At 72.2% G+C, this 21,813-nt stretch carries 24 protein-coding genes; 16 read left to right on the top strand and 8 right to left on the bottom strand.

Annotation, left to right across the window (positions count from 1 at the left end; translation table 11 throughout):
* The first annotated feature begins 557 nt into the window (after positions 1–557).
* The 6 genes from xoxF (at position 558) to Q8X39_RS19175 (ending at position 5,820) form a co-directional block, all read left to right on the top strand.
* A complete protein-coding gene (xoxF, locus tag Q8X39_RS19200) occupies positions 558–2,315 on the top strand; it encodes a PQQ-dependent ethylene glycol dehydrogenase XoxF (protein WP_305751309.1) in 1,758 nt (585 codons plus the stop codon).
* Positions 2,316–2,398: 83 nt separating this feature from the next.
* Positions 2,399–2,812: a c-type cytochrome gene (locus Q8X39_RS19195; protein ID WP_305751304.1), complete on the top strand. Its 414-nt coding sequence runs from the start codon at positions 2,399–2,401 to the stop codon at positions 2,810–2,812.
* Positions 2,809–3,708 carry a quinoprotein dehydrogenase-associated putative ABC transporter substrate-binding protein gene (locus tag Q8X39_RS19190; RefSeq protein WP_305751303.1) on the top strand — a complete coding sequence of 300 codons (900 nt, stop codon included), beginning with the start codon at positions 2,809–2,811 and terminating at the stop codon, positions 3,706–3,708. The genes Q8X39_RS19195 and Q8X39_RS19190 overlap by 4 nt, the downstream gene beginning before the upstream one ends.
* Positions 3,705–4,463: a hypothetical protein gene (locus tag Q8X39_RS19185; protein ID WP_305751302.1), complete on the top strand. Its 759-nt coding sequence runs from the start codon at positions 3,705–3,707 to the stop codon at positions 4,461–4,463. Before Q8X39_RS19190 ends, Q8X39_RS19185 begins: the two co-directional genes overlap by 4 nt.
* A 36-nt stretch (positions 4,464–4,499) precedes the next feature.
* Complete coding sequence (locus Q8X39_RS19180) at positions 4,500–4,895, top strand: hypothetical protein (protein ID WP_305751301.1); 396 nt, start codon at positions 4,500–4,502, stop codon at positions 4,893–4,895.
* A 28-nt stretch (positions 4,896–4,923) separates the two neighbouring features.
* A complete protein-coding gene (locus Q8X39_RS19175; RefSeq protein WP_305751300.1) occupies positions 4,924–5,820 on the top strand; it encodes a quinoprotein dehydrogenase-associated SoxYZ-like carrier in 897 nt (298 codons plus the stop codon).
* A gap of 76 nt (positions 5,821–5,896) precedes the next feature.
* On the opposite strand, the gene Q8X39_RS19170 is transcribed toward Q8X39_RS19175, so the two are convergent.
* Positions 5,897–6,463 carry a DUF3280 domain-containing protein gene (locus Q8X39_RS19170; RefSeq protein WP_305751299.1) on the bottom strand — a complete coding sequence of 189 codons (567 nt, stop codon included), beginning with the start codon at positions 6,461–6,463 and terminating at the stop codon, positions 5,897–5,899.
* Between the two features lie 72 nt (positions 6,464–6,535).
* Between Q8X39_RS19170 and Q8X39_RS19165 the strand changes: the two genes are divergently transcribed.
* The 7 genes from Q8X39_RS19165 (at position 6,536) to Q8X39_RS19135 (ending at position 11,558) form a co-directional block, all read left to right on the top strand.
* Positions 6,536–7,561, top strand: a complete 1,026-nt coding sequence (locus Q8X39_RS19165; RefSeq protein ID WP_305751298.1) for a YncE family protein — start codon at positions 6,536–6,538, stop codon at positions 7,559–7,561.
* A gap of 58 nt (positions 7,562–7,619) precedes the next feature.
* A complete protein-coding gene (locus Q8X39_RS19160) occupies positions 7,620–8,192 on the top strand; it encodes an SRPBCC family protein (protein WP_305751297.1) in 573 nt (190 codons plus the stop codon).
* A 74-nt stretch (positions 8,193–8,266) separates the two neighbouring features.
* Positions 8,267–9,313, top strand: a complete 1,047-nt coding sequence (locus Q8X39_RS19155) for an MBL fold metallo-hydrolase (protein ID WP_305751296.1) — start codon at positions 8,267–8,269, stop codon at positions 9,311–9,313.
* A 26-nt stretch (positions 9,314–9,339) separates the two neighbouring features.
* A complete protein-coding gene (locus Q8X39_RS19150; protein WP_305751295.1) occupies positions 9,340–10,245 on the top strand; it encodes a quinoprotein dehydrogenase-associated SoxYZ-like carrier in 906 nt (301 codons plus the stop codon).
* 95 nt (positions 10,246–10,340) lie between these two features.
* Entirely contained in the window at positions 10,341–10,838 is a 498-nt protein-coding gene (locus Q8X39_RS19145) for a thioredoxin family protein (protein WP_305751294.1), read from the top strand.
* Positions 10,839–10,908: 70 nt separating this feature from the next.
* A complete protein-coding gene (locus tag Q8X39_RS19140; RefSeq protein ID WP_305751293.1) occupies positions 10,909–11,145 on the top strand; it encodes an AbrB/MazE/SpoVT family DNA-binding domain-containing protein in 237 nt (78 codons plus the stop codon).
* The gene (locus Q8X39_RS19135) at positions 11,142–11,558 is read left to right on the top strand and encodes a type II toxin-antitoxin system VapC family toxin (protein WP_305751292.1); all 417 of its coding nucleotides are present in this window, start codon (positions 11,142–11,144) and stop codon (positions 11,556–11,558) included. The genes Q8X39_RS19140 and Q8X39_RS19135 overlap by 4 nt, the downstream gene beginning before the upstream one ends.
* Before the next feature lie 104 nt (positions 11,559–11,662).
* On the opposite strand, the gene Q8X39_RS19130 is transcribed toward Q8X39_RS19135, so the two are convergent.
* The 7 genes from Q8X39_RS19130 to Q8X39_RS19100 all read right to left on the bottom strand — a co-directional run bounded on the left by Q8X39_RS19130 (position 11,663) and on the right by Q8X39_RS19100 (position 18,950).
* Positions 11,663–12,376 carry an HAD family hydrolase gene (locus tag Q8X39_RS19130; protein WP_305751291.1) on the bottom strand — a complete coding sequence of 238 codons (714 nt, stop codon included), beginning with the start codon at positions 12,374–12,376 and terminating at the stop codon, positions 11,663–11,665.
* 61 nt (positions 12,377–12,437) lie between these two features.
* Entirely contained in the window at positions 12,438–12,980 is a 543-nt protein-coding gene (fae, locus tag Q8X39_RS19125; protein ID WP_305751290.1) for a formaldehyde-activating enzyme, read from the bottom strand.
* Positions 12,981–13,034: 54 nt separating this feature from the next.
* On the bottom strand, positions 13,035–13,937 hold the full coding sequence (locus Q8X39_RS19120) for a formylmethanofuran dehydrogenase subunit C (RefSeq protein ID WP_305751289.1): 903 nt from the start codon (positions 13,935–13,937) through the stop codon (positions 13,035–13,037).
* Positions 13,934–14,908 (bottom strand): formylmethanofuran--tetrahydromethanopterin N-formyltransferase, encoded by a 975-nt coding sequence (fhcD, locus tag Q8X39_RS19115; protein ID WP_305751288.1) that lies wholly within the window; start codon positions 14,906–14,908, stop codon positions 13,934–13,936. The genes Q8X39_RS19120 and fhcD overlap by 4 nt, the downstream gene beginning before the upstream one ends.
* Complete coding sequence (locus Q8X39_RS19110) at positions 14,905–16,614, bottom strand: formylmethanofuran dehydrogenase subunit A (protein WP_305751287.1); 1,710 nt, start codon at positions 16,612–16,614, stop codon at positions 14,905–14,907. Before Q8X39_RS19110 ends, fhcD begins: the two co-directional genes overlap by 4 nt.
* Complete coding sequence (locus Q8X39_RS19105) at positions 16,611–17,930, bottom strand: molybdopterin-binding domain-containing protein (RefSeq protein WP_305751286.1); 1,320 nt, start codon at positions 17,928–17,930, stop codon at positions 16,611–16,613. Before Q8X39_RS19105 ends, Q8X39_RS19110 begins: the two co-directional genes overlap by 4 nt.
* A gap of 279 nt (positions 17,931–18,209) precedes the next feature.
* On the bottom strand, positions 18,210–18,950 hold the full coding sequence (locus Q8X39_RS19100; protein ID WP_305751285.1) for a HisA/HisF-related TIM barrel protein: 741 nt from the start codon (positions 18,948–18,950) through the stop codon (positions 18,210–18,212).
* 44 nt (positions 18,951–18,994) lie between these two features.
* On the opposite strand from Q8X39_RS19100, the gene Q8X39_RS19095 reads away from it, so the two are divergent.
* Genes Q8X39_RS19095 through Q8X39_RS19085 form a run of 3 tightly spaced genes read left to right on the top strand, consistent with a single transcriptional unit; the run spans position 18,995 to position 21,799 of the window.
* Positions 18,995–19,981, top strand: a complete 987-nt coding sequence (locus Q8X39_RS19095) for an ATP-grasp domain-containing protein (RefSeq protein WP_305751284.1) — start codon at positions 18,995–18,997, stop codon at positions 19,979–19,981.
* Positions 19,974–21,188 carry a hydantoinase/oxoprolinase family protein gene (locus Q8X39_RS19090; RefSeq protein WP_305751283.1) on the top strand — a complete coding sequence of 405 codons (1,215 nt, stop codon included), beginning with the start codon at positions 19,974–19,976 and terminating at the stop codon, positions 21,186–21,188. Before Q8X39_RS19095 ends, Q8X39_RS19090 begins: the two co-directional genes overlap by 8 nt.
* On the top strand, positions 21,188–21,799 hold the full coding sequence (locus Q8X39_RS19085; protein WP_305751282.1) for an amino acid kinase family protein: 612 nt from the start codon (positions 21,188–21,190) through the stop codon (positions 21,797–21,799). Before Q8X39_RS19090 ends, Q8X39_RS19085 begins: the two co-directional genes overlap by 1 nt.
* The last annotated feature ends 14 nt before the right edge of the window (positions 21,800–21,813 follow it).

The raw sequence follows: 21,813 nt of genomic DNA, 5'->3' as shown, positions 1-21,813 counted from the left end.
CAGAGGCCGCTCGGGATGCCCGAGCCGGTCCGAGGCTTAAAGATACAAGGCGGGCCGCCTCGGCGGCCTTGCAACACTGTGTCCCGAAACTGATGACGAACGGCCCGCGCCGCGCCACAACCTGCCGCCGCGGCGAGCCGGCGCCGTGCGTCGCGCCGCCTGCCTGAACCCCATGCCGGATCAGGACTTTCCCTGAAGCGCGACGGCCGGGATGGCCGTTGAACACGGGCTTTCCCGGCTGGCAGGCGCGGGCGCAAGCGGTTCCGGATCGGCTGCGGCCCGCACTTCCAAGGGTTAACACGAAAGCCGGCAGGCGCGTGGGGTCGATGCTGCGCCGCATCGTCCCGATCGCGGCATTCGTGGCAGGCATCACGGGCACGGGAGTTGCGGAAGTGGGTGGGCAGTTCAGCTCCCGCCGGAGTGAGGTGGTTTCCGGCGAGTACGCGTCCTTCCCCCCCGTCCGTCAACCACCGAAAGAGCAAGGAGACAGATCCATGAACGCATCTGGCGCAAGCAGCCAATGGCTGGTCCGGGGCGCCTGCATCGCCCTGTTGGGCATGCCGGCCCTGACGATGGCCAACGCCGACGTCGAGAAGAACATCGCCAACCCCAAGAACTGGGCGATGCAGGCTGGTGACATGTACAACCAGCGCTACAGCCAGCTCAAGCAGATCAACAAGGGCAACGTCGGGAAGATGCAGGTCGCCTGGACCTTCTCGACCGGCGTGCTGCGCGGCCACGAGGGCTCGCCCCTGGTCGTCGACGGCACGATGTACCTGCACTCGCCGTTCCCGAACAAGGTCTTCGCGATCGACCTCGAGACCCAGAAGATCCTCTGGAAGTACGAGCCGAAGCAGGACCCGGCGGTGATCCCGCAGATGTGCTGCGACACCGTCAACCGCGGCCTGGCCTATGCCGAAGGCAAGGTCTTCCTGCAGCAGGCGGACTCCAACCTGATCGCCCTGGACGCCAAGTCCGGCAAGCTGGTCTGGTCGGTCAAGAACGGTGACCCGAAGCTGGGCGCGGTCAACACCAACGCGCCGCACGTCTTCAAGGACAAGGTCATCACCGGCATCTCCGGCGGCGAGTGGGGCGTGCGCGGCTTCCTGGCCGCCTACGACATCAAGACCGGCAAGCAGGTCTGGAAGGGCTACTCGGTCGGTCCCGACAGCGAGATGCTGATGGACCCCGAGAAGACCACCACCTGGGCCGACGGCAAGGTCACCCCGGTCGGCAAGGACTCCTCGCTGAAGACCTGGCAGGGCGACCAGTGGAAGATCGGCGGCGGCACCACCTGGGGCTGGTACAGCTACGACAAGGCCACCAACTCGGTCTACTACGGCACCGGCAACCCGTCGACCTGGAACCCGGCGCAGCGCCCGGGCGACAACAAGTGGTCGATGTCGATCTGGTCGCGTGACGTCGACACCGGCCGCGTCAACTGGGTCTACCAGATGACGCCGTACGACGAGTGGGACTTCGACGGCATCAACGAGATGATCCTGGCGGACATCAACGTCAAGGGCAAGCCGACCAAGGCGCTGGTCCACTTCGACCGCAACGGCTTCGCGTACACCCTGGACCGCACCAACGGTGCGCTGCTGGTGGCCGAGAAGTACGACCCGAAGGTGAACTGGGCCACCCACGTGGACATGAAGTCGGGCCGCCCGCAGGTCGTCAAGCAGTACTCGACCGCGCAGAACGGACCGGACGTCAACACCAAGGGCGTCTGCCCGGCGGCGCTGGGTTCCAAGGACCAGCAACCGGCCTCGTTCGACCCGGAGACCAAGCTCTTCTACGTGCCGACCAACCACGTCTGCATGGACTACGAGCCGTTCAAGGTCGAGTACACCGCCGGCCAGCCGTACGTCGGCGCGACGCTGTCGATGTTCCCGGCCCCGAACAGCCACGGTGGCATGGGCAACTACATCACCTGGGATGCCGGCACCGGCAAGATCGTGCAGTCCAAGGCCGAGAAGTTCTCGGTCTGGAGCGGCTCGCTCAACACCGCGGGCGGCCTGTCCTGCTACGGCACGCTCGAGGGCTACCTGAAGTGCGTCGACAAGAACGACATCAACAAGGAGTTGTTCAAGTTCAAGACGCCCTCCGGGATCATCGGCAACGTGTTCACCTATGAGCACAAGGGCAAGCAGTTCATCGGCGTGTTCTCGGGCATCGGTGGCTGGGCCGGCATCGGCATGGCCGCCGGCCTGGAGAAGGACACCGACGGCCTCGGCGCCGTGGGTGGCTACCGTGAACTGAACCAGTACACCGAACTCGGCGGCTCGCTGACGGTGTTCGCGCTGCCCAACTAAGCCGGCAGCCACGTGAACGGAAGGTCGGCGAGCCCCATGCCCGCCGACCTTCTTCCCTCTTGAAACCCTGAACCCGACACGTCATGAGAATTGCCGCCCCCACCCTCGCCGCCGTCCTCGCCGCACTCGGTGGCCTCGCCGCCAGTCCGGCCGCGCTGGCCCAGGCCAAGGTCGAGACGCCGCTGTACACCGTGGTCGACGGCTACAAGGTCGATGCCAACACCATGAAGGGCTTCCGAACCTGGCGGCAGGCGGCCTGTGACCGCTGCCACGGCGCCAACCAGGAAGGCATGGTCGGCCCCTCGCTGGTCAACAGCCTGAAGGCCCTGAGCAAGGACGAGTTCATCAAGACCGTGCGCGACGGCCGCCTCGAGAAGGGCATGCAGAGCTTCGGCACCAGCCAGGCGGTGATGGACAACATCGACCACCTCTACGCCTACCTCAAGGGCCGCTCCGACGGCGCCATCACCCGCGCCAAGGTGGAAGAAGCCAAATGAACACGCACCGCCCGGACCGCGCCGCGTCCCTGCACCGCCTCGGCGCCGGGCGGCTCGCGCGGGTCATGCTGGCGGCCTGTGCGGCGCTGGCCGTCCTGCCCGCCGCGCAGGCCCAGGACGAGCCCGAGCGCAAGGTCCTGAAGGTCTGCCAGGACCCCAACAACATGCCGTTCTCGAACCTCGCGGCCGAGGGCATCGAGAACAAGCTCGCCGAGGTGTTCGGCCAGGCGCTGGGCCTGCCGGTCGAGTACTACTCCTTCCCGGCCCGGCTCGCCTTCATCCGCAACACGCTGCGCTACAAGCTGCCCGGCGAGGACTACCGCTGCGACATCGTGATGGGCGTGCCGGTGGGCTTCGACCAGGTGTCCGTCACCAAGCCCTACTACCGCTCGACGTATGCGATGGTCTACGCGCAGGGTCGCGGACTGGACGACGTGAAGACGGTGCAGGACTTCCTCGCGCTGCCACCCGAACGCCGCAACAGGCTGCGCATCGGCCTTTACGACCGCACGCCCGCCTCGGCCTGGCTGAACAAGCATGGCCTGGTCGACCAGGGCGTGCCCTACCAGATGATGAGCCCCGACCCGGCGCAGTACCCCGGCGAGCTGCTGGAGAAGGAACTGGCCGCCGGCAAGGTCGATGTCGCCATCGTCTGGGGCCCCATCGCCGGCTTCTTCGCCAAGCGCGTCAGCGAGCCAAGGCTCGCGGTGCTGCCGATGCCGTCCGAGCCCGGCGTGCGCTTCGACTACGAGATGGCCATGGGCGTGCGCTACGGCGAGCGCGAGTGGAAGCAGCAGGTCGAGAAGCTGCTCGAGACCCGGCGAGCCGAGATCACCGCGATCCTGCGCGACTTCCGCGTGCCGCTGGTCGGCGAAGGCGGCACGGCCCTGCCATGACGTTCAACCTCGGGAAGATCGCCGCGACCCTGCTGGTCGCGGCCACGCTGGTCCTGCCGGCATCGGCCCAGACGGCATCGGCCCAGACGGCCGCACCGACCGCCGCCTCGGGCCAAGCCCAGGACTTTTCGCAGGCCGAGCGCCTGCTGCTGATGACGCCGCAGTTCAAGGGCATCAAGCCGCCGCTCAAGCTCGGCTACCGCTACCGGCTGACCGGCACGCTCAAGGACGAGACGGCCTTCGAGGACCGCGTCACCGTCTCGCTGACCGCGCTGGCGCAAGGCCGCTGCTGCAAGGCCAGCGGCGAGTTCCTCAGCGGTCCGCGCCGGCTCGGCCTGCCCGAGGTCGAGCAGGCCGAGGGCAATCCGGTGACGCTGTTCTTCCTGGAGCGCGACATCCGCGAGATGAACCGCCGCACCAAGGGCTCGGCCAGCTACTTCCGCAAGCGCCTGCGCATGGCGCTGTACGAATCCGCCACGGTCAGCGACATCGAGGTGCAGTACCGCGGCAAGACGGTGGCGGGCCGGCAGATCGTGATCCGACCCTATGCCGACGACCCGAACAAGGACCGCTTCAGCCAGCTGGCGCGCAAGCAGTACGTCTTCGTGCTGTCCGATGCCGTGCCCGGCACCGTCGTCTCGATCCGCAGCGGGGTCGCTGGCACGGATGGCGGTCCGAACGGCGGCCCGACCCTGCTCGACGAGGAACTGCTGCTCGACGGCGCCCAGCCGCCGGCCTGGCCCGCACCGGGCTGATCCCGACGTCCGCCCGCCCCCACCCCCGACCCCACCATGCACGCGACACGCACGCCTTTCCGACTGGCCCGGCACCTGCGCCGGGCGGCCTCCACCACGCTGGTCCTGCTGGCCACGCTGGCCTGCTCGCCGGCCTCGGCCAAGCTGGACGAGTTCCCGACCTCCGAGCGCTTCATCTGGGTCCAGGCCTGCCTGCGCGAGCACCCGGGCGGCTTCTACGAGATGGTCAACAAGTGCGCCTGCGCCTTCGACCAGATGGCCACCGAACTGAGCTTCGAGGACTACGTGGAGATGTCGACCGCGTCGAACGCCAACACCATCGGTGGCGAGCGCGGCAGCTACATCCGCGACACCGAGAAGCTGCAGGACGAGATCCGCCGCTACCGCGCGATCCAGGCCAAGGCCAAGAAGTCCTGCTACGTGACGCGCTGACCCAGGCCGCCGGCCTGCCCCCCCCGCCATGACCCTGCCCCCGCCCGAAACCCGAGCCACGCGCCGCGCCGCGTTGCGCGATGTGTTGCGCGGCTTGGCCGGGCTGGGCCTGGCAAGCCTGGGACCGGTTCACGCCGCCGAGCCGGCACGCGATGCCGGCGTCTACCGCGAATCCGACCGGCCCGAGGCCAGCCCGCGCTGGCAGCAGGTGCGGGCCTCGCTGTGGGGCGAGCGGCCGATCCGCACGCTGGAGCCCGGCGCGGCCGAGCTGTCGCTGAGCGCGCCGCGCCGCGCCGACGACCCGGCCTTCGTGCCGCTGGCGCTGCGCAGCGGCCTCGCACCGGCCGGCCCGCAGGGCATCCGCCGCCTGACGCTGGTGATCGACAACAACCCGTCGCCGATCGCCGCCGTGTTCGACCTGCCGGCCGACGGCGCGCTGCCGCAGATCGAGACCCGCGTGCGGGTCGACGACTACAGCTTCGTGCGCGTCATCGCCGAATCGGCCGACGGCACGCTGCGCATGGCGGTGCGCCACGTCAAGTCCTCGGGCGGCTGTTCGGCACCGCCCGGCGGCGACGAGGCGGCGATGCGCGCGGCGATGGGCCGCATGCAGTTCCGCAGCGCCGATCCGGTCGTCGACGGCCAGCCGCTGGCGCTGCAGTGGATGGTCAGCCACCCCAACCATTCCGGCATGGCGATGGACCCGCTGACGCGCCACTTCACGCCCGCCCAGTTCGTGCGCAGCGCGCGGATCTGGCAGGGCGAGCGGCTGCTGCTGAGCGCCGACCTGGACTTCGCGATCAGCGAGAACCCGACGCTGCGGCTGGTCTTCGCACCGCAGGGCGGCGCGCCGCTGCGGGCCGAGGTCGGCGACACGCAGGGCCTGGCCTGGCAGGGCTCGTCCGCACTGGCGGCGCTGCGCTGACGTGGCCGGGACGCGGGCGATGCAACAGCCTGTCACGCCGCCCACGTGGCCCGGCCCGGGCACGTCTGGGACCGCGTCACAGGCCGTAGCGCGGCTGGCGTGCCCGGCGCTCGACCATGTCGCGCAGCATGTAGTCGATGCCGCGACGCCAGGACTCGTCGTTGTCGCCGCGGATGTCAACCGACTTGGTCAGCACCATGCGGTCGTCGCGCACGTCCCAGATGCCCAGGTTGAGGTTGAGGATCAGGTTGCTGACACGCTGCACCCAGCCCACGCCGACCAAGGTCGCGCCGGCTGCCGTGCCGATGTCGGCCAGGCAGCCGTTGCAGCGGTGCAGGAACTCGTTGGACTCGCGCGCCTGGGCGATCGCGGCCTGGGCCGGCGCGAGCGCGTTCACCCGGTAGAGGCCGCGCCGGTCCAGGCCCTCGGCCATCTGCCGGCCGATGCGCTCGGCGCGCTCGCGCAGCGCCGGCCAGCGGGCCGGGTCGGGCTGGTCGTCGATGACCTCGAAGCCGAGGAAGGCCAGGGCGGGCTGCAAGGACGCTGGGGCCTCGCCGTCGGCCCCATGGACGGGCAGGCCGCAGGCGACAGCCAGCAGGCCCAGGCAGTGGCGACGGTTCGGCAGGAACGGGATCGGCGGCATGGTGTGCTCTTCGGTGGGATGGGACGGGCGAGGCTCGCGCTGGCGCAATCTGTCATGCGCACGGCGCGCCGGTTGCCTGCATGCAGCGACCGTGCCGCGAGGCTGGCCGCGCGGGTCCTGATGGACCTGCTGGCCCTTCTGGCCCTTCTGGCGCCGTTCATGAGCCAGCCGGCGCTGGCCGCACCGTTCGCCTACGTCACCAACCAGGGCAGCCACGACGTCAGCGTGGTCGACCTGGCCAGCCGGCGCGTGGTCCAGACGCTGAAGGTCGACCGATCGCCGGCCGGTGTGGTGGCATCGAGCGCGACCGGACGGGCCTATGTGGGCCATCCGGAGGCCGGCACCGTCTCGGTCATCGACATGCGCAGCCAGCGCGTGCTGGGCCGGCTGGCCGCCGGTGGCGGGCCGATGGGGCTGGATGTCGCACCCGACGGCCGGCGCGTCTACGCCGCCGACTGGTCCCGCAACCGCCTGCTGGTGCTGGACCCGGACGCGATCGACCGGCCCGATGCCGCGCCGCTGCAGGCCGTCGCCACTGGGCGCTACCCGGCCGGCGTGCTGGCCCATCCGGACGGCCGGCGCGTCTTCGTCGTCGAGCGCGACGACGACACCGTCGCGGTGATCGACGTCGTGCGGGGCGAGGTCATCGCCCGCTGGCCGACCGGCGCCCACCCCTTCGCGCTGATGCTGGACGCGGCCCGCGAGCGCCTGTTCGTGCTGAACGTCTACAGCGACGACCTGAGCGTGATCGACCTGAAGGCCGACCCGAAAACCACCCAGCCCATTGGCCGGGTCGCGGTCGGCAAGGCGCCCTACGGTGCGGCCCTGAGCAGCGACGGCCGGCTGATCTACGTCACCAACCAGCGCGCCGACAGCCTCAGCGTGATCGACGCGGCGACGCTGCAGCCGCTGCGCACGATCGACGGTTTCGCCTACCCCGAAGGCATCGCCGCGCACGGCGACCAGATCCATGTCGTCAACTGGATGGACGACAACCTGGTCGTGCTCGACGCCGCCAGCGGCCGCACGCTGGCCACCGTGCCGACCGGCTCGAACAGCCGTGGCTTCGGCCGCTTCATCGGCCAGGCACCGGACTGACGATCTGGACCCGCGCCACCGAACCCCCCATCCACACCCCGAAGAAGGAGCCTCTCCGATGTCCGCAATCCCGAGCCCACGGCGCCGACGTCTCGCGCTGGCCGCCCTCCAGGCCACCTTGCTGGCCGGGGGCCTCGGCCTGGGCCTGGCCGACCCCGCCCAGGCCCACGGCCCGACGCGCCAGAAGGTGACCGAGAAGGTCGAGATCGACGCACCCACGGCCAAGGTCTGGGGCCTGATCCGCCACTTCGATGCGCTCAAGGACTGGCACCCGGCGGTCGCCGAGAGTCCGGCCGACAAGGGCAACGAGGTCGGCTCGGTGCGCACGCTCAAGCTCAAGGGCGGCGGCGGCCTGGTCGAGACGCTGGAGCGCTACGACGACGCCCAGATGCGCTACGGCTACCGGGCCAAGGACGGCGGCGCGCTGCCGGTCACCAACTACACCTCGCAGATCCAGGTCAGCGATGCCGGCGGCGGCAAGTCCAGCGTCGAATGGCGCGGCGCCTTCTACCGCGGCTACCCGAACAACGACCCGCCGCCGGACCAGAACGACGAGGCGGCGGTGGCCGCCATCACCGGCGTCTACCAGGCCGGCCTGAAGCAGCTCAAGGCACTGGCCGAGGGACGCTGAACGCCCCGTGGCGCGAGCAGGATCGGCGGGCACGTCATCCTCCAGTTGCGCCCGATCCGGCCGATGCCCACACGATGAACCCACGCCACGCCCCCTCGCCGTCCCGCCCGATCGACGCTCGCCGCCGCCTGCTCGGGGCCCTGCTGGGCCTGCCCTGGCTGGCGGCCTGCGCGGTGCTGGACGGTCCGCAGGCCGCCCGTGCCGCTGTCGCTTCATCGATCGAGCGGCCCGAGCCGCAGCGCGTCGCCGAGGGCGTCTGGCTGCTGCGCGGCCATGCCGGCGACGTCGACCCGGCGAACGCCGGACGCATCGGCAACGCCGCGCTGCTGGTCGGCCCGCGTGGCGCCCTGCTGGTCAACGCCGGCGTGTCGCGGCGCGACGGCGAGGCGCTGCTCGCACGCGTGCGCCAGCTCACCGACCAGCCCTTGCGCGGCCTGCTGCTGACCCACGCGATGCAGGAATTCATCTTCGGCGCGACCGCCTTCCAGGACGCCGGCGTGCCGGTCTGGATGCACCGCGACGCCGCCCGGCTGATGTCGGCCCGTTGCGAGACCTGCCTGAAATCGCTGCAGCGCCAGCTCGGCGAGGCCGAGATGGCCGGCACCCGCGTGCCCCGCCCCGATCACCTGTTCGACGCCCGCGATGCCGACGCCAGCCTGGCCCCGCTGCCCGACATCGGCCGGCCGCTGCGCCTGCTGGCGCCCATGGCCGGCGACCTGGCCGCCAGCCCCGGCGACAGCGCGCTGTGGGATGTGCGCAGCGCCAGCCTCGTCGCCGGTGCGCTGCTCGACTCGCAGGTCATCCCCGACGTGCAGGACGGCGACCTCAAGGGCTGGCGGCTGGCGCTGGAGGCCGCGTCGCGGCTCGGCCCACACCAGGCCCTGCCCGGCCACGGCCCGGCCGGCGACGCCGCCGAACTGATCGGCCGCGAACGCCGCTACCTCGACCAGCTCGAAGCCCGTACCGCCGAGCTGCTGCGCGGCGGCATCGCGCTCAGCGAGGTCGCCGACGCCAGCGGCCTGCCCGAGTTCGCCGGCTGGGCCCGCAGCGACACCACCCACCGGCGCAACGCGTCCATCGTCTACCTCCGGCAGGAGCGCGCGCTCATGCTGGGCCGATGACACACCGCTCCCCCGAAGGACTTGCCATGACGCCACGCCACGCCGCACCGAAGCCCGTCGACACCGACCGCCGCCAGCGCCTGGCGCAGGGCCTGGCCTTCGGTGCGATGGGCTGGGCAGGACTGACCGGCCTGGCCGGGCCGGCGCAGGCAGCGGTCGGCGGCCTGCCCACCAACGTCGGCCACGGCGACAGCTCGCCGCAGTGGGAAAGCCTGCGCGAGCGCCTGTTCGGCGGTCAGCCCATCGCCGCCGGTGCGGCCAGCCAGGTCCAGCTGGTCGTGCCGCTGCGGGCGGCCTACGGCGCGTCGGTGCCAGTCAGGATCGTCTCGAAGCTGGCCCCGGGCGATGCCCGCCGGGTGCGCCGCATGACGCTGCTGGTCGACAAGAACCCGTCGCCGGTGGCGGCCACGCTGACGCTGGGCGAGGCGCTCGGCCCGGCGAACTTCGAGACCCGGCTGCGGGTCGACGAGTACAGCCACATCCGCGTCGTCCATCAGCTCGACGACGGCTCGCTGCACATGGACTCGCGCTACGTGAAGGTCTCGGGCGGCTGCAGCGCACCGCCCAACCGCGAGTCGCCGCACCTGATCGGCAAGACCCTGCTGCGCCTGCCCGAGGGCCTGCACCGCGACGCCGGCGGCACCGCCGTCGACCTGACCGTGCTGCACCCGAACGACACCGGCTTCGAGCTGAACCAGGTGACGGTGATGTACATCCCGCCGCACTTCGTGCGCAGCATCCAGGTCCGGCTGGGTGGCCGGCCGGTGTTCGACGCCGACATGGACTTCTCGGTCAGCGAGAACCCCAGCTGGCGCTTCCAGCTCGCGGTGCCGGGCGAAGGCCGGGTCGGCCGGTTGAGCGCCGACATCGAGGACAGCAAGGAACTGCGCACCCGCGGCGAACTGGACCTCGACCAGGCGGGAGTGGCGTGATGGCGGGCAGGCGTGGCGTGATGGCAGCCGGGCTCGCCGGGTTCCCCCGCTGCGCGCGGTTCCTGCGGCTCGGGCTGATCACCCCGATCGCCGCGATGCTCGTGGCCATCGGCCTTCCGGCCCGGGCGGCGCTGCCGGCGGCCTACGAGGCCATCGTCGTCCAGCCGGTGCCGCAGGACGGCAACCGCATCGAGTTCGACCTGCGCCCGGCGCTCGCCCAGGCCCGCGCGCAGCGCAAGTGGCTCTACGTCTACCTGGGCGCCAGCGACTGCCCCTTTTGCCGCCGTTACGAGGCCTTCCTGGCCGCCAACGCCACCGCGCTGCTGCCGCACTTCCGCGAGAAGTACCTGCTGGTCGACCTGCGCAGCGCGCTCGACGTCACCGCCACCCGCATGATCCTGCGCAGCGACCGCCACCGCCTGCCCTACGCCGACTTCCAGCGCGCCATCGGCGACCAGCGCGCCCGCATGCTGGTCTACCCGAGCGTCTGGCTGCTCGACCCCGAAGGCCAGCCCCTGATGCAGATGCCCGCCGGCGCCGGCACCTTCGAGACGGTGCCGGAGCAGCTGGAGATCCTGAGGTTGGAGAACTGAGGTCGGTCGTCTGTTGCAACGGAGGCGACAGATTCGGCTAGTATTACCAGGTAATACACAGGAGCAGAACGTGGATGTCACTTCGGTCACCAGCAAGGGTCAGGTCACGATTCCCAAGGAGGTCAGGCAACGGCTGGGCATCCGGCAAGGCAGCCGGGTCGCGTTCGTGATGGTTGGCGACCGCGTGGAGTTGCAGGTCCAGAGCCAGCCGCCCGTCGAGTCCGTCAGCAGCGGGTTCGGCATGCTCAAGAGCCGCCGCAAGTCCGTTCCCGTCGACTTCGATCCAGCGACGCTGGTCAAGCCGTGATCGGCCTCGATACCAACGTGCTCGCGCGCTACTACATCGAGGACAGCGGCGACACAGAGGCCACCCGGCAACGTGAACAAGCACGTCGGCTGATCGAGTCCGGTCAGGCACTGATGGTGAGCCGTTCGGTCGTGCTCGAACTCGAATGGGTCATGCGGGGCTACTACGGTTTCGACGCGCCTCAATGCCTGTCGGTCTTGCGTCATCTCTTGACGATGCGCCACGTCACCCTCGAAGACCGCCCGGTGGTGGAGCAAGCCATTGCCAACGCGGAAGCGGGTCTGGATTTTGCCGATGCACTCCACCACGCCGCCTATCGCGAGTGCAGACAGGTCGCTTCATTCGACGATCGCAAGTTCGCCCGCCGAGCCAAGAAGCTGGCGCTGGCGCCTCCGGTGGTCATTCCTGCTTGATGGACGCCCTGCCTCATACCACGCCCCCGCAGACAAGCGATCGGAACTGACCGACACGCGGGATGCGCGTCGAGCGAAGGCTCAGCGGCGGTTGTCTTCCACCTTCAATCCATCACCCGCCACCCCCGCGCCAGCGCGATCTCGCGCAGGCGGGGGTCGGGGCGGACGGCGACCGGTTCGCGCACGGCCTCCAGCAGCGGCAGGTCGCTGGCCGAGTCGGAATAGAAGACGCTGTGGCCGGCCTCGGCCAGCGGTGGTGCGCCGATCACGGCCAGCCAGCGTTCGACGTGCTCGATCTTGTGCTCGCGAAAGCACGGCCGGCCGACGATGTCCGGGGCGATCCAGTCGACGCCGGCCTCGTCGGTGCGCTGGCCGGCCTCGGTGCACAGCAGGTGGCGCACGCCGAACAGGCGGGCCAGCGGCTCGGCGATCAGGCGGGTGGTCGCCGTGACGATGGCGCAGTGGTGGCCCGCCGCGACGTGGCTGCGCACCAGCGCGCGCATGGCCTGCGGGATGCGGCCGGCCATCTCGACCTCGAAGGCGCCCTGCCAGCGCCGCAGCTCGCTCAGTGGATGCCGGACCAGCGGGGCCAGGTTGCTGGCATGCATCTCGTGGATGTCCAGCGTGCCGGCGACGTACTGGCTGGCAAAGCCGAGGTAGCGCATCTCCGCCTCGGCCGGCAGCAGGCCGCGCCCGATCAGGAAACGGGTCCAGGCCATGCCGCTGTCGAAGGGGATCAGCGTGTGGTCGAGGTCGAACAGGGCGAGCACGGGGCCCGGGGCGGTCGATGAGGCGAGGTCTTCGGCAGGCCGGGTCATGGCGCGTCGTCGGGGCGTAAACTGCGGTGCCGCCAGCTTAGCGGCCCCGCGCGGCGACGGATCAGCTCCAGTCGTCCATGTCGTGCCGGATCGTGTGGCGGTTGGCAATCAGCTCGTCGATCGACGGCTCATGGCGCAGCGCACGGCGGATCGCGAGCTTGGTCGCCTCGTAGTTGGTGCGGTACATGTCCTTCTTGTCGAGGTTCGGGTCCTTGGCGCAGCGCGGGTCGATCCAGACCAGGCTGATGATGCAGAGCTGGTCGACCAGGTCCTTCGGGATCACGCCCTCGATGACGCTGTCGAGCACCGCGTCGGCCGTGGCGCTCTGCACCACGCCGCCGAACAGGTCGATGTTGGCGCTGTCCTTGAGCGTCACCTTGGGCACGGTGATCGTGGCCGGGCGGACCAGCTGGTTGCAGGCACGGATCGCGAACATCGCGGTGTGGCCCTTGCTCTGCGCCATCATGTTCGCGAAGGCCTGTCCGACCGGGCCGTCGACGCGGCCGATCAGGATCTCGGGCATCGCGTCGGTGGCCTGGCCCTCGGCGGCCAGCACGGTCGCCTCGCCGGCGTGGAAGGTGTAGGGCTGCACGGCAGTGCTCATCGGGTCATCTCCAGGGTTCCAGGGTTGGGGGAAAACAGGGGCGGCAGCGTCGGATCAGCCGGTGGGCAGCAGCCACTCGCCCAGGCCGTCGACGCCGATGTCGCCGAGCAGGCGGGCCGGCGCCGGTCGTGACGGCAGGGCCGCCAGCCGGGCGGCGAGCGTGGCCCAGCCGGGCGCGGCGTCCGGGCTGGCCGCAATGTCCGCGCCGATGCGAAGGAGGTCGCGCGCCATCAGCGCCCAGGCCACTGGCGCGTCGGCCTGGGCCGGCACGTAGCCGGGCGGCGGGGCACCGTGCCAGTGGCGGGCGGCGGCCGCATCCAGCCAGACCACGCTGCCGCGCCGCTGGCCCCAGCCGGCATGGCGGCCGCGCAGCGCGCCACCGATCACCAGCGTGCCGGCCACCAGCCGGGAGGCCGCGTGCTCGCCGACGTCGCCGGCGACGATCAGCGTGCCGCGCCGCATGCGATCGGCCAGCCGTTCGCCGGCCGAGCCACCGACCAGCAGCAGGCCGCCGCGCATGCCGTCGAGGTTGCCGGGCCGGGCCGAGCCGCAGGCCGCGCCGACGTCGCCGTCGATGCGCAGCCGGCCGCCCGCCAGCTCGCAGCCGGCCAGGTCGCGGGCGGCGCCGCGCACCTGCAGCTCGCCGCCGCGCATGCCGCTGCCGAGGTGGTCGCCGGCATCGCCGTGCACGACCAGCCGGCCGCCGCCGAGGTCCTCGCCGATGTGGTCGACGCGGGCCAAGCCGGCCCGGTCGCCGTGCAGGTGCAGGGTTGGCTCGTCGGCCTCGAAGGGCTCGATGTCGAACCAGTCGGCCAGCGGCTGCAGCGCCCGGCCGCAGCCGATCGGCAGGCGCTCGACCTCGCCGGGACCGAGGGCGGCCAGCGCCTCGGGCAGCACGCCGCGCAGGTCCAGGCGCAGCGCAGGAACGGCCTTGAGCGTCAGTCGGTGGCCGTTCATGTGTCTGCCTTCTCGCCCAGCAGCCGGCGCAGGTGGAAGTGGAAGGGCCCGAGCTTGCCGCCGTAGTTGCCGGCCGAGATGCGCAGCAGGCCACCCGCCAGGCCGGGGCCGATGCCCGGCGTGCATGCCGCGACCATGCCGGTGCGCATGGCCTCGCCGACCGCCGCCTCGGTCAGGCCGTCGATGACGATCTCCATCACGCAGCGCACGCCGGCATCGAGTTCGGTGTGGCGCACCAGGCCGACCAGGGTCGGGCAGTAGGCGTCGTTGGTCGAGGCGCCCAGCGCCGGGTACTTGCTGCCGACCTTGGAGCCCGAGCGCACCACGCCGCCCGGGAAGGGCATGACCACGCCGGGCACCGCGCGCATCGCGGCGACGGCGCATTCGGCCGCCGCCAGCGCGCTGTCGGTGTCGCGCGCCAGCAGCAGCAGGTTGCCGCCGCCGACCGCCTTGAGCATCGGCGTCGACTCCTGCGCGACGAACTCGCCGTCCATCACCGGCACGCGCCAGTAGCGTTCGCCGCCGATCACCTTGCCGCTCTGCCAGCCATCGCCGAAGAAACGCAGGTTGCGGCCCAGCGCGACGCGCTCGGGCGTCGCATCGGGCGGCAGGCCGGCGTAGACGGCGGTGGTCGGGCAGGTCAGCACGCACTGGCCGACGCGGCGCTCGATCTGCTTGCCCAGTTCCTTGCTGCTCATGGCGAACAGCAGCAGCGCAAGGCCGGGCCGGCCATCGGGCGTTTCCTCGGGCGACAGCTCGCGCTCGATGCCGGCCTCGCAGCCGCAGGCGATCACCGAGGTGGCGAAGCCGGTCGTGGCGACCGCCGCATGGCGGGCCCAGCTCAGGTTGTGGGCGGTGACGATCAGGCGCGTGGCGCGCATCGGGAAGGCCTCGGCAAACGAGGCGTCGATGCGCACGCCGTGCAGCGTGCCGTCGATCAGCGGCGGCGCGGCCAGGGCGGTGCTCGTCATGCCGTGTCTCCGGCCAGGCAGGCGGTGGGCAGCAGCGTGCCGCCGTTGCAGCAGGCGCACAGCTCGTCGCGGCCGATCACCGCGTGGTCCGGGTTGACCGAGCCGTGGCGGCGCAGGCGCTCGCGCATCACGCGGTCGAAGCTGCGGTCGTAGTCGGGTTCGACGTAGTGCGTGCCGCCGACCGGCGCAGCGGTGATGCGGCCCTGCCGCGCCACCAGGCGGCCGTCCTTGTAGACCCGCTCCGGCGTGGTGAACATGCGCTCGCGGTCGGCGTCCTCGCGGTAGATCGCCAGGTCGGCCGCCGCACCGACACCCAGCCGGCCGCGGTCGCGCAGGCCCAGCAGCCGGGCCGGTGCGGCGCGGGTCATCACGGCGATCTCCTGCAGCGTCAGCTCGCGGGTGATGTCCTTGAGCGCGCTTTGCGCCGCGACGTCCGGGTGCAGCTTGGCGAGCTGCTCCTGGCGGAACGACCGGTCCATCAGCAGGCGGATCAGGTGCGGGTAGCTGGTGAAGGGGCCGCCGTTCGGATGGTCGGTCGTCAGCACCACCTGCCAGGGGTTGCGCACCAGCAGGAACAGCTCCAGGCCGATGGCCCATTGCAGCGCGTTGACATAGCTCTGCTCGCGGTAGCGGAAGGGCACGACGCCACAGCCGGCGTCGCACTCGATGTCCGAGCCGATCCACTTGCGCGGGCTGGCCAGGCCGGCGTTGGCATGCTGGCGCATGGTGTCGCCCGAGGCGGTGACGGTCTGGCCGAACATGATCTGGCCGACGTCGATGCTGATCTCCGGGTGCGCGTTGACCGCCTCGGCCAGCTGCAGCGCGGCCGACGAGAACTTGCGCGGCCCCTCGTTGCCATAGGCATGGAACTGGACATGCGTGAGGTGCGCCGGCAGGCCTTCGAGCGCGTCGATGATCGCCAGCGTCGAGCCGATGTTGCCGGCCACGCCGAGGTTGCTGCCGTGGATGTGCAGCGGGTGCGGCACGCCCAGCCGGTGCAGGCCGTGGGCCAGCGCATGCACGACCTGGCGCGGCGTGACACCCCAGTGCGCGTGGCCCTCGTCGACGTCGAGCTGGCGCTGGTTGAACTTGAAGGCCGAGATGCCGGCCGGGTTGACCACCTTCACGCCCATCGCCTTGGTGGCGTGCAGGGTCCAGCCGATCAGGTCGCGCAGCTCGTCCGGGTGCGCGCCTTCGGCCAGGCGCTGCAGGAACAGCTCGTCGTTGCCCAGCATCACGTAGGCACCGTGGTCGAGGATGGGCGTGTCGCCCATCTCCATGTGGGCATGGCGCGCATTGGCCGCCACCATGGCCGGCTCGAAGGCCGCCGTGTAGCCCATCTGGACGTAGCGGTAGCCGGTCGCCAGCGTGCCCGGCGTGACGTGGCCGCAGGCATCGCGTTCGAGCGGGTTGTCGGGCCGGCCGCAGGGCTGGCCGCGGGCGTCGCGGTGGTCCTCGGGCAGCAGCAGGCGGGCCAGGTTGACCTTGCCGCCGCCGATGTGGGTGTGCAGGTCGATGCCGCCGGCCATCGCGACGCAGCCGCTGGCGTCGACGGTCTCGAGCGCCGGCTCGCCGGGCAGCGGCGTGACGAAGCGGCCGTCGCGGATCGCCAGGTCGCGGACCTCGCCATCGCTGCCATGCACCGGGTCATGGACCCGGACGTTGCGGATCAGGGTCTGGATCGGGGACGTGGGGCCGCCGTTCATCGCGGGCTCTCCAGCAAGGCCAGCAGGTCACCGACGACGCGCGCCACCGACGGCAGGCCGGCCAGCCCGATCGGCGCGGCCGGGGCCGGGTGCAGGGGCATCAGCACGACGGTGTCGGTGCGGAACAGGTGGCCGCCATGCTGCACGCCCGGCGTCGCCACCGGGATGACGACGGCGTCCGACTCGTCGCCGCAGGCACCCGGCTGCGCCGCCACGTCGGCCGACACCAGCAGCACGCGCGGCAGGCCGCTCGCAGGCGGTGCCATCGCGGGGTAGGCGCCGGTCCACAGCAGCGCATCGACGCCGCCGTCGGCCAGCAGCGCGGCCGCGCCGTAGCGCAGCGGGTCATGTTCCAGGCCACGCGGACCGATCCGGCTGCGCAGCGGCAGGCCGCTGAGCCAGGTGTGGACCTGCTGCGCGGTCAGCGCGCCGTTGCCACCCCCGACCGGAAACGCGGCGGCGCGGGTTGTCCGGTTCAGCCGGGCGACGACCTGCTGCAGCCGCTCGATCACCGGCGCGGCATGCGGGCCGAGCTGGGCAGGCTCCCACACCAGCACCGCGTAGGGCGAGGCCTGCAGGTCGGCGGCCAGCGCGGCCAGCGTGCGGTCGGCGGTGGCCCGGCCGTCGACGTGCAGTTTCAGCGCCAGCGCCAGGTCGGCAAGGTCGCTGTCCGCATCGCCCCAGACGAGCCGGTCGACCGGCAGGCCCTGCACGGTGTCCGGTCCGGCTTCACCGCCGCCGGACAGGGCCAGGTGGACCAGCCGGGGCGGCCGATCGGCACGGCCCGCCAGCGCACGCGCCAGCAGGCGCGGTGCCCGCTGTGGCGCCCAGCTGCCGATGAACACGATCCGCTCGGCGCGCTCGCGCAGCTCGGCCAGCGTGGTGGTGTAGCCGCCGCGGTCCTGCAGCGCGCGCAGGGCCTGGTTCTGGGCCTCGCTGGCGGCGGCGTCGGCGCCGGCATCGCCGATCGCGCCGGTCGCGCAGGCCAGCCGGTAGAGCGCGCGGGCACCGGCCACGTCGGTGCCCCAGCCGGCGAGCAGCGGCTGCCCGGCGCGGCGCAGCAGCGCACCGGCGGCGTCCAGCGCCTCGGCCAGGCGGGCCGGCTGGCCGCCGATGCGCGGCGTGACCGCCTCGGCCCGGTCGGCCACCGCCGCCAGCGCGGCCAGGCGCTGGTCGGCCAGCCCGCAGGTCGGGCCGTCGTCGCACAGCAGCGGGCAGAAAGGGCAGGTCCAGGTCGGCGGCGCGACGCCATCGGCCGACGCGGCGCGGTCGGCTGATGCATCGACGAAACCGTCGCTCGGCAGAATCTCGCTCATGCACAGTCCTTCGAGGTGGATGCCTTCAGGCCGTGCCCTCCGGAATCCCCGGTGGGTAGGCAAAGCGCATGCCATCGCGGCCCGGCGGCCAGGGCGGTCTTTTGTCGCACCGCGCGGAGACAGGCTGTCCCCCGAAACCACCCGAGCGGCACCGCCACGCGCAACACTGTGTGCCGTCGCCGCAGCATCCCCGCCAGGGCCGACAGCCCCGCAGCGGGTGGCACGGTTCCTGTTTGTCGCGTCCTCATGCTGATTCCGGCCCGCCCTGTCCTGCCTGACCTAAGCCGACCTCGGTCGGCCCAGGCGTCCGTCGTGCAGGGCGCTGGCGACCAGCCAGGCCGAGGCACCGGCCGCGCCGGCCGCGTGCAGGTCGGTCTGGTCGCGCACGCCGCCTGCGCCGATCAGCCGGGTGCCCGGCGCGGCCCGCGCGGCGACCTCGGCCAGCGTGGCGAGGTCCGGTCCGGCATCGGCGCCGACCCGTTCGAGCGTCATGACGATCAGCTGCGCCGGCCACGACGCCGGGCGATCCCAGCAGCCGGCCCGATCGAGCCGGTGGCCGTCGCGGCGGTCCAGCGACAGCAGCGCGCGCGGGGCGAGCGGGTCATCCTGCAAGGCACCGAGTGCGCCGGGCCACAGGGCCTCGCTGGCCAGCACCGGGTCGATCGCCTCGGCCATTCCGGGGCCGATCGCATCGAGCCGCGCCAGCGTGTCTCGCAGCGCCACGAGGTCCGGCCAGCCGGCATCCAGCCACAGCCGGGCCGTCGGCCGATCGCGGCGCAGCGACCACAGCAGGCCGGCCAGCGCATCGAGCTGGACCGCCTGGCCGGTCAGCGCGTCCAGGTCGGCGACGTAGAGCCGGTCGCTGTCGGCCGCCACGAGCAGCGCCGGGCCGACCACCTCCGGCCGCGCGCCTTCACACAGCACCGACCGGATCGGCTGGTAGCGCGCCCGGTCGCCGCGCACGGCACGCACGACCTGGCCGCCGAGCAGGTCCAGCACGGGGATCAGGGCACAGGGCATCGGACAGGTCCTCGGCAAGGTCGACGGGCAAGGGGGCACGCGCCATGAACGCCCGCGCGGCCCGGATTCTGGTCTACGAGCATGTGACCGCCGGTGGCCTGCAGGGCCTCGCACCGGCGGCAGTCGAGGCCGAGCTGTGGCCGCTGGGCACGGCGATGCGCGAGGCGATCACGGCCGACCTGCTGGCGCTGCCGGCCTCGGTCGTGGCGCAGGTCGGCGTGATCGATGCCCAGGCGCCCGCGGACGAGCCGGTGCCGGGCGTCCGCCTGCAGCGCATCCGCCCGCGCGACGGCGAAGGCGCGCTCGACGCCCTGCAGCGCCTGGCCCTGCGGCACGACCGGGTCTGGGCGGTCGCGCCCGAGACCGACGGCCTGATGCAGGCCTGCCGCACGCGCGTCGGCGCGGCGCGCTGGCTGGGCAGCGATGCCCAGGCGCTGTGGCTGTCGGCCAGCAAGATGCGCACGCTGACCCGGCTGGCCGAGGCCGGCGCGCCGACGCCGCTCGATCCGGCACTGGCTCAGGCGGCGAGCCACTGGGTCGTCAAGCCCGACGATGGCGCCGGCGCGACCGACACGCGTCGCCACGACCACCTGGACGCCGCCCGCGCCGACGCCGCGTCGCGCCGCGGTCCGGTCACGCTGCAGGCCTGGATCGATGGCGAGCCCCTGAGCCTGACGATGCTCTGCCACGCCGACCGGATCGAGCCGCTGAGCCTGAACCGACAGCGCATCGGCATCGACGGCGCGGGCCTGCTGCGCTTCGACGGCGTCAGCCCGGTGGCCCGGCCGGGCGACGCCGACCCGCGCTGGCCGGCGCTGATGCGGCTGGCTGGCCAGCTGCACGCGGCTGCGCCGGGGCTGCGCGGCATCGCCGGCATCGACCTGGTCTGGCATGCGACGCGCGGGCCGGTGCTGATCGAGCTGAACGCACGCACGACCTGCGCCTACGTCGGCCTGTCGACCGCGCTCGGCCGGCCACTGGCGCATGAGGTGCTGCGGCTGTTCCCGCACGCGGAGCCTGCGCATGCCTGATCGCCGCAGCATCTTCGGCTGGGACATCGGCGGTGCCCACGTCAAGGCCAGCCGCTGGGCCGACGGCCTGCTGCTGGACGTGGCGCAGTGGCCCTGCCCGCTGTGGCAGGGCGAGCACCACCTCGACCGCGTGCTGGACGCCGCCGGCGAACGCTGGGGCGCGGCGCTGGCCTGGCCGCATGCGGTGACGATGACCGGCGAGATGGTCGACCTCTACGCCGACCGGGCCGACGGCGTGCGGCGCATCGCCGCGCGGCTGGCCAGCGCCCTGCCCGGCCCGGTGGCGCTGTACGCGCGGGGCTGGGACGACGACAGCGCCCCGTGGGTCGGCGCGCACGAAGCCGCCGAGCACTGGCCGCGCATCGCCTCGGCCAACTGGCGTGCCACCGCCTGGCATGCAGCGCAGGCGCTGCGGCAGGGCTGGGGCCGCCATGCCGAGGGCCTGCTGCTGGACATCGGCAGCACCACCACCGACGCCATCGCGCTGGCCGACGGCAAGCCGCAGGGCCGCAGCCTGAGCGACCGCGACCGGCTGGCCAGCGGCGAGCTGGTCTACCAAGGCGTGATCCGCACGCCGCTGTGCGCGCTGGCACCGCGCATCGTCTTCCAGGGCCAGACGCTCAACGTGATGCACGAGTTCTTCGCCACCACCGCCGACGTCTACCGGCTGACCGGCGAACTCGACCCGGAACACGACCAGCAGCCCAGCGCCGACGGCGGCCCGAAGACGCTGGCCGCCAGCCGCGCACGCCTGGCCCGCATGGTCGGCTGCGACGTGCGCGACGGCAGCGAGGCCGACTGGCTGGACCTGGCGCTGGCCTGGCGCGAGGCCCAGGTGCGCGAGATCGCCGGCCAGGCGCTGCGCGTGGCGCTGGCTCACAACCTGAGCCTGCCGACGCTGGCCACGGTGGCCGCCGGCTGCGGCGCCTTCCTGGTGCCGGCGGTGATGGCCCGGCTGCTGGCGCTGGCCCAGGTCGACGCGAGCCACGGGCTGCTGCTGGACTACGGCCGCGACATCGCCTGCGCCGGCAGCCACGACGGCGGTGCGCCGGGGCTGGTCGACATCACCGCCACCGCCACCGCCACCGCCATCGACGCCATCGTGTCGGGACCGGCCACCGACCACGCGGCCTGGGCGCGGGTCTGCGCGCCCTGCGTCGCGGTCGCGGCGCTGCGCCATCAGGCACTGGCCGGGGAGAGTCGCTGATGTGGGTCGTCAAGATCGGTGGAAGCCTCTGCGGCGACCCGCTGCTGCCGGACTGGCTGCGGCTGCTGGGCCAGCTCGGCGGCGGTCGCATCGCGCTGGTCTGCGGCGGCGGCACGCTGGCCGACGAGGTCCGCCAGCTGCAGGCGCGCTGGGACACCGATGACCTGAGCGCGCACAACATGGCGGTGCTGTCGATGGTCCAGACCGCCTACCTGTTCAACAGCCTCAACCCGGACCTGCGACTGGTCAGCCGCGAGGCCGACATCGGCCCGACGCTGCGGCGCGGCGGCGTCGCGCTGTGGCAGCCGCTGGAGCTGCTGCGCCATCAGCCGGACCCGGCAACCAACTGGCAGCACACATCCGACAGCATCGCGCTGGCACTGGCGCGGCGGCTCAATGCCGAGCGGCTGGTGCTGGTCAAGAGCTGCCCGATCGACCCCGGACTGGACGTGGACCAGCTGGTCCGGGCCGACGTGCTGGACAACGGCTTTGCCCCACTGGCCCGCCAGGCCGGCCTGCCCATCGACGTCCTCAGCCGCGACGAGGGCGACGGCCTGCGCGAGCTGCTGCTCTACGGCCAGCGCGGCGTGGGGCTGGGTCAGCCGCACTGAGGCCCGGCGGCGGC

It is taken from the genome of Leptothrix discophora (genome assembly GCF_030705305.1).
GTDB lineage: Bacteria > Pseudomonadota > Gammaproteobacteria > Burkholderiales > Burkholderiaceae_C > Sphaerotilus > Sphaerotilus discophorus.
This window is presented reverse-complemented; position numbering and strand designations above follow the sequence as displayed.

Bases quoted from the DNA above. Each gene is read 5' to 3' on its own strand.
- xoxF (WP_305751309.1), top strand. From the start codon at position 558: ATGCCGGCCCTGACGATGGCCAACGCCGACGTCGAGAAGAACATCGCC.
- Q8X39_RS19195 (WP_305751304.1), top strand. From the start codon at position 2,399: ATGAGAATTGCCGCCCCCACCCTCGCCGCCGTCCTCGCCGCACTCGGT.
- Q8X39_RS19190 (WP_305751303.1), top strand. From the start codon at position 2,809: ATGAACACGCACCGCCCGGACCGCGCCGCGTCCCTGCACCGCCTCGGC.
- Q8X39_RS19185 (WP_305751302.1), top strand. From the start codon at position 3,705: ATGACGTTCAACCTCGGGAAGATCGCCGCGACCCTGCTGGTCGCGGCC.
- Q8X39_RS19180 (WP_305751301.1), top strand. From the start codon at position 4,500: ATGCACGCGACACGCACGCCTTTCCGACTGGCCCGGCACCTGCGCCGG.
- Q8X39_RS19175 (WP_305751300.1), top strand. From the start codon at position 4,924: ATGACCCTGCCCCCGCCCGAAACCCGAGCCACGCGCCGCGCCGCGTTG.
- Q8X39_RS19170 (WP_305751299.1), bottom strand. From the start codon at position 6,463: ATGCCGCCGATCCCGTTCCTGCCGAACCGTCGCCACTGCCTGGGCCTG.
- Q8X39_RS19160 (WP_305751297.1), top strand. From the start codon at position 7,620: ATGTCCGCAATCCCGAGCCCACGGCGCCGACGTCTCGCGCTGGCCGCC.
- Q8X39_RS19155 (WP_305751296.1), top strand. From the start codon at position 8,267: ATGAACCCACGCCACGCCCCCTCGCCGTCCCGCCCGATCGACGCTCGC.
- Q8X39_RS19150 (WP_305751295.1), top strand. From the start codon at position 9,340: ATGACGCCACGCCACGCCGCACCGAAGCCCGTCGACACCGACCGCCGC.
- Q8X39_RS19145 (WP_305751294.1), top strand. From the start codon at position 10,341: ATGCTCGTGGCCATCGGCCTTCCGGCCCGGGCGGCGCTGCCGGCGGCC.
- Q8X39_RS19130 (WP_305751291.1), bottom strand. From the start codon at position 12,376: ATGACCCGGCCTGCCGAAGACCTCGCCTCATCGACCGCCCCGGGCCCC.
- fae (WP_305751290.1), bottom strand. From the start codon at position 12,980: ATGAGCACTGCCGTGCAGCCCTACACCTTCCACGCCGGCGAGGCGACC.
- Q8X39_RS19120 (WP_305751289.1), bottom strand. From the start codon at position 13,937: ATGAACGGCCACCGACTGACGCTCAAGGCCGTTCCTGCGCTGCGCCTG.
- fhcD (WP_305751288.1), bottom strand. From the start codon at position 14,908: ATGACGAGCACCGCCCTGGCCGCGCCGCCGCTGATCGACGGCACGCTG.
- Q8X39_RS19110 (WP_305751287.1), bottom strand. From the start codon at position 16,614: ATGAACGGCGGCCCCACGTCCCCGATCCAGACCCTGATCCGCAACGTC.
- Q8X39_RS19105 (WP_305751286.1), bottom strand. From the start codon at position 17,930: ATGAGCGAGATTCTGCCGAGCGACGGTTTCGTCGATGCATCAGCCGAC.
- Q8X39_RS19100 (WP_305751285.1), bottom strand. From the start codon at position 18,950: ATGCCCTGTGCCCTGATCCCCGTGCTGGACCTGCTCGGCGGCCAGGTC.
- Q8X39_RS19095 (WP_305751284.1), top strand. From the start codon at position 18,995: ATGAACGCCCGCGCGGCCCGGATTCTGGTCTACGAGCATGTGACCGCC.
- Q8X39_RS19090 (WP_305751283.1), top strand. From the start codon at position 19,974: ATGCCTGATCGCCGCAGCATCTTCGGCTGGGACATCGGCGGTGCCCAC.
- Q8X39_RS19085 (WP_305751282.1), top strand. From the start codon at position 21,188: ATGTGGGTCGTCAAGATCGGTGGAAGCCTCTGCGGCGACCCGCTGCTG.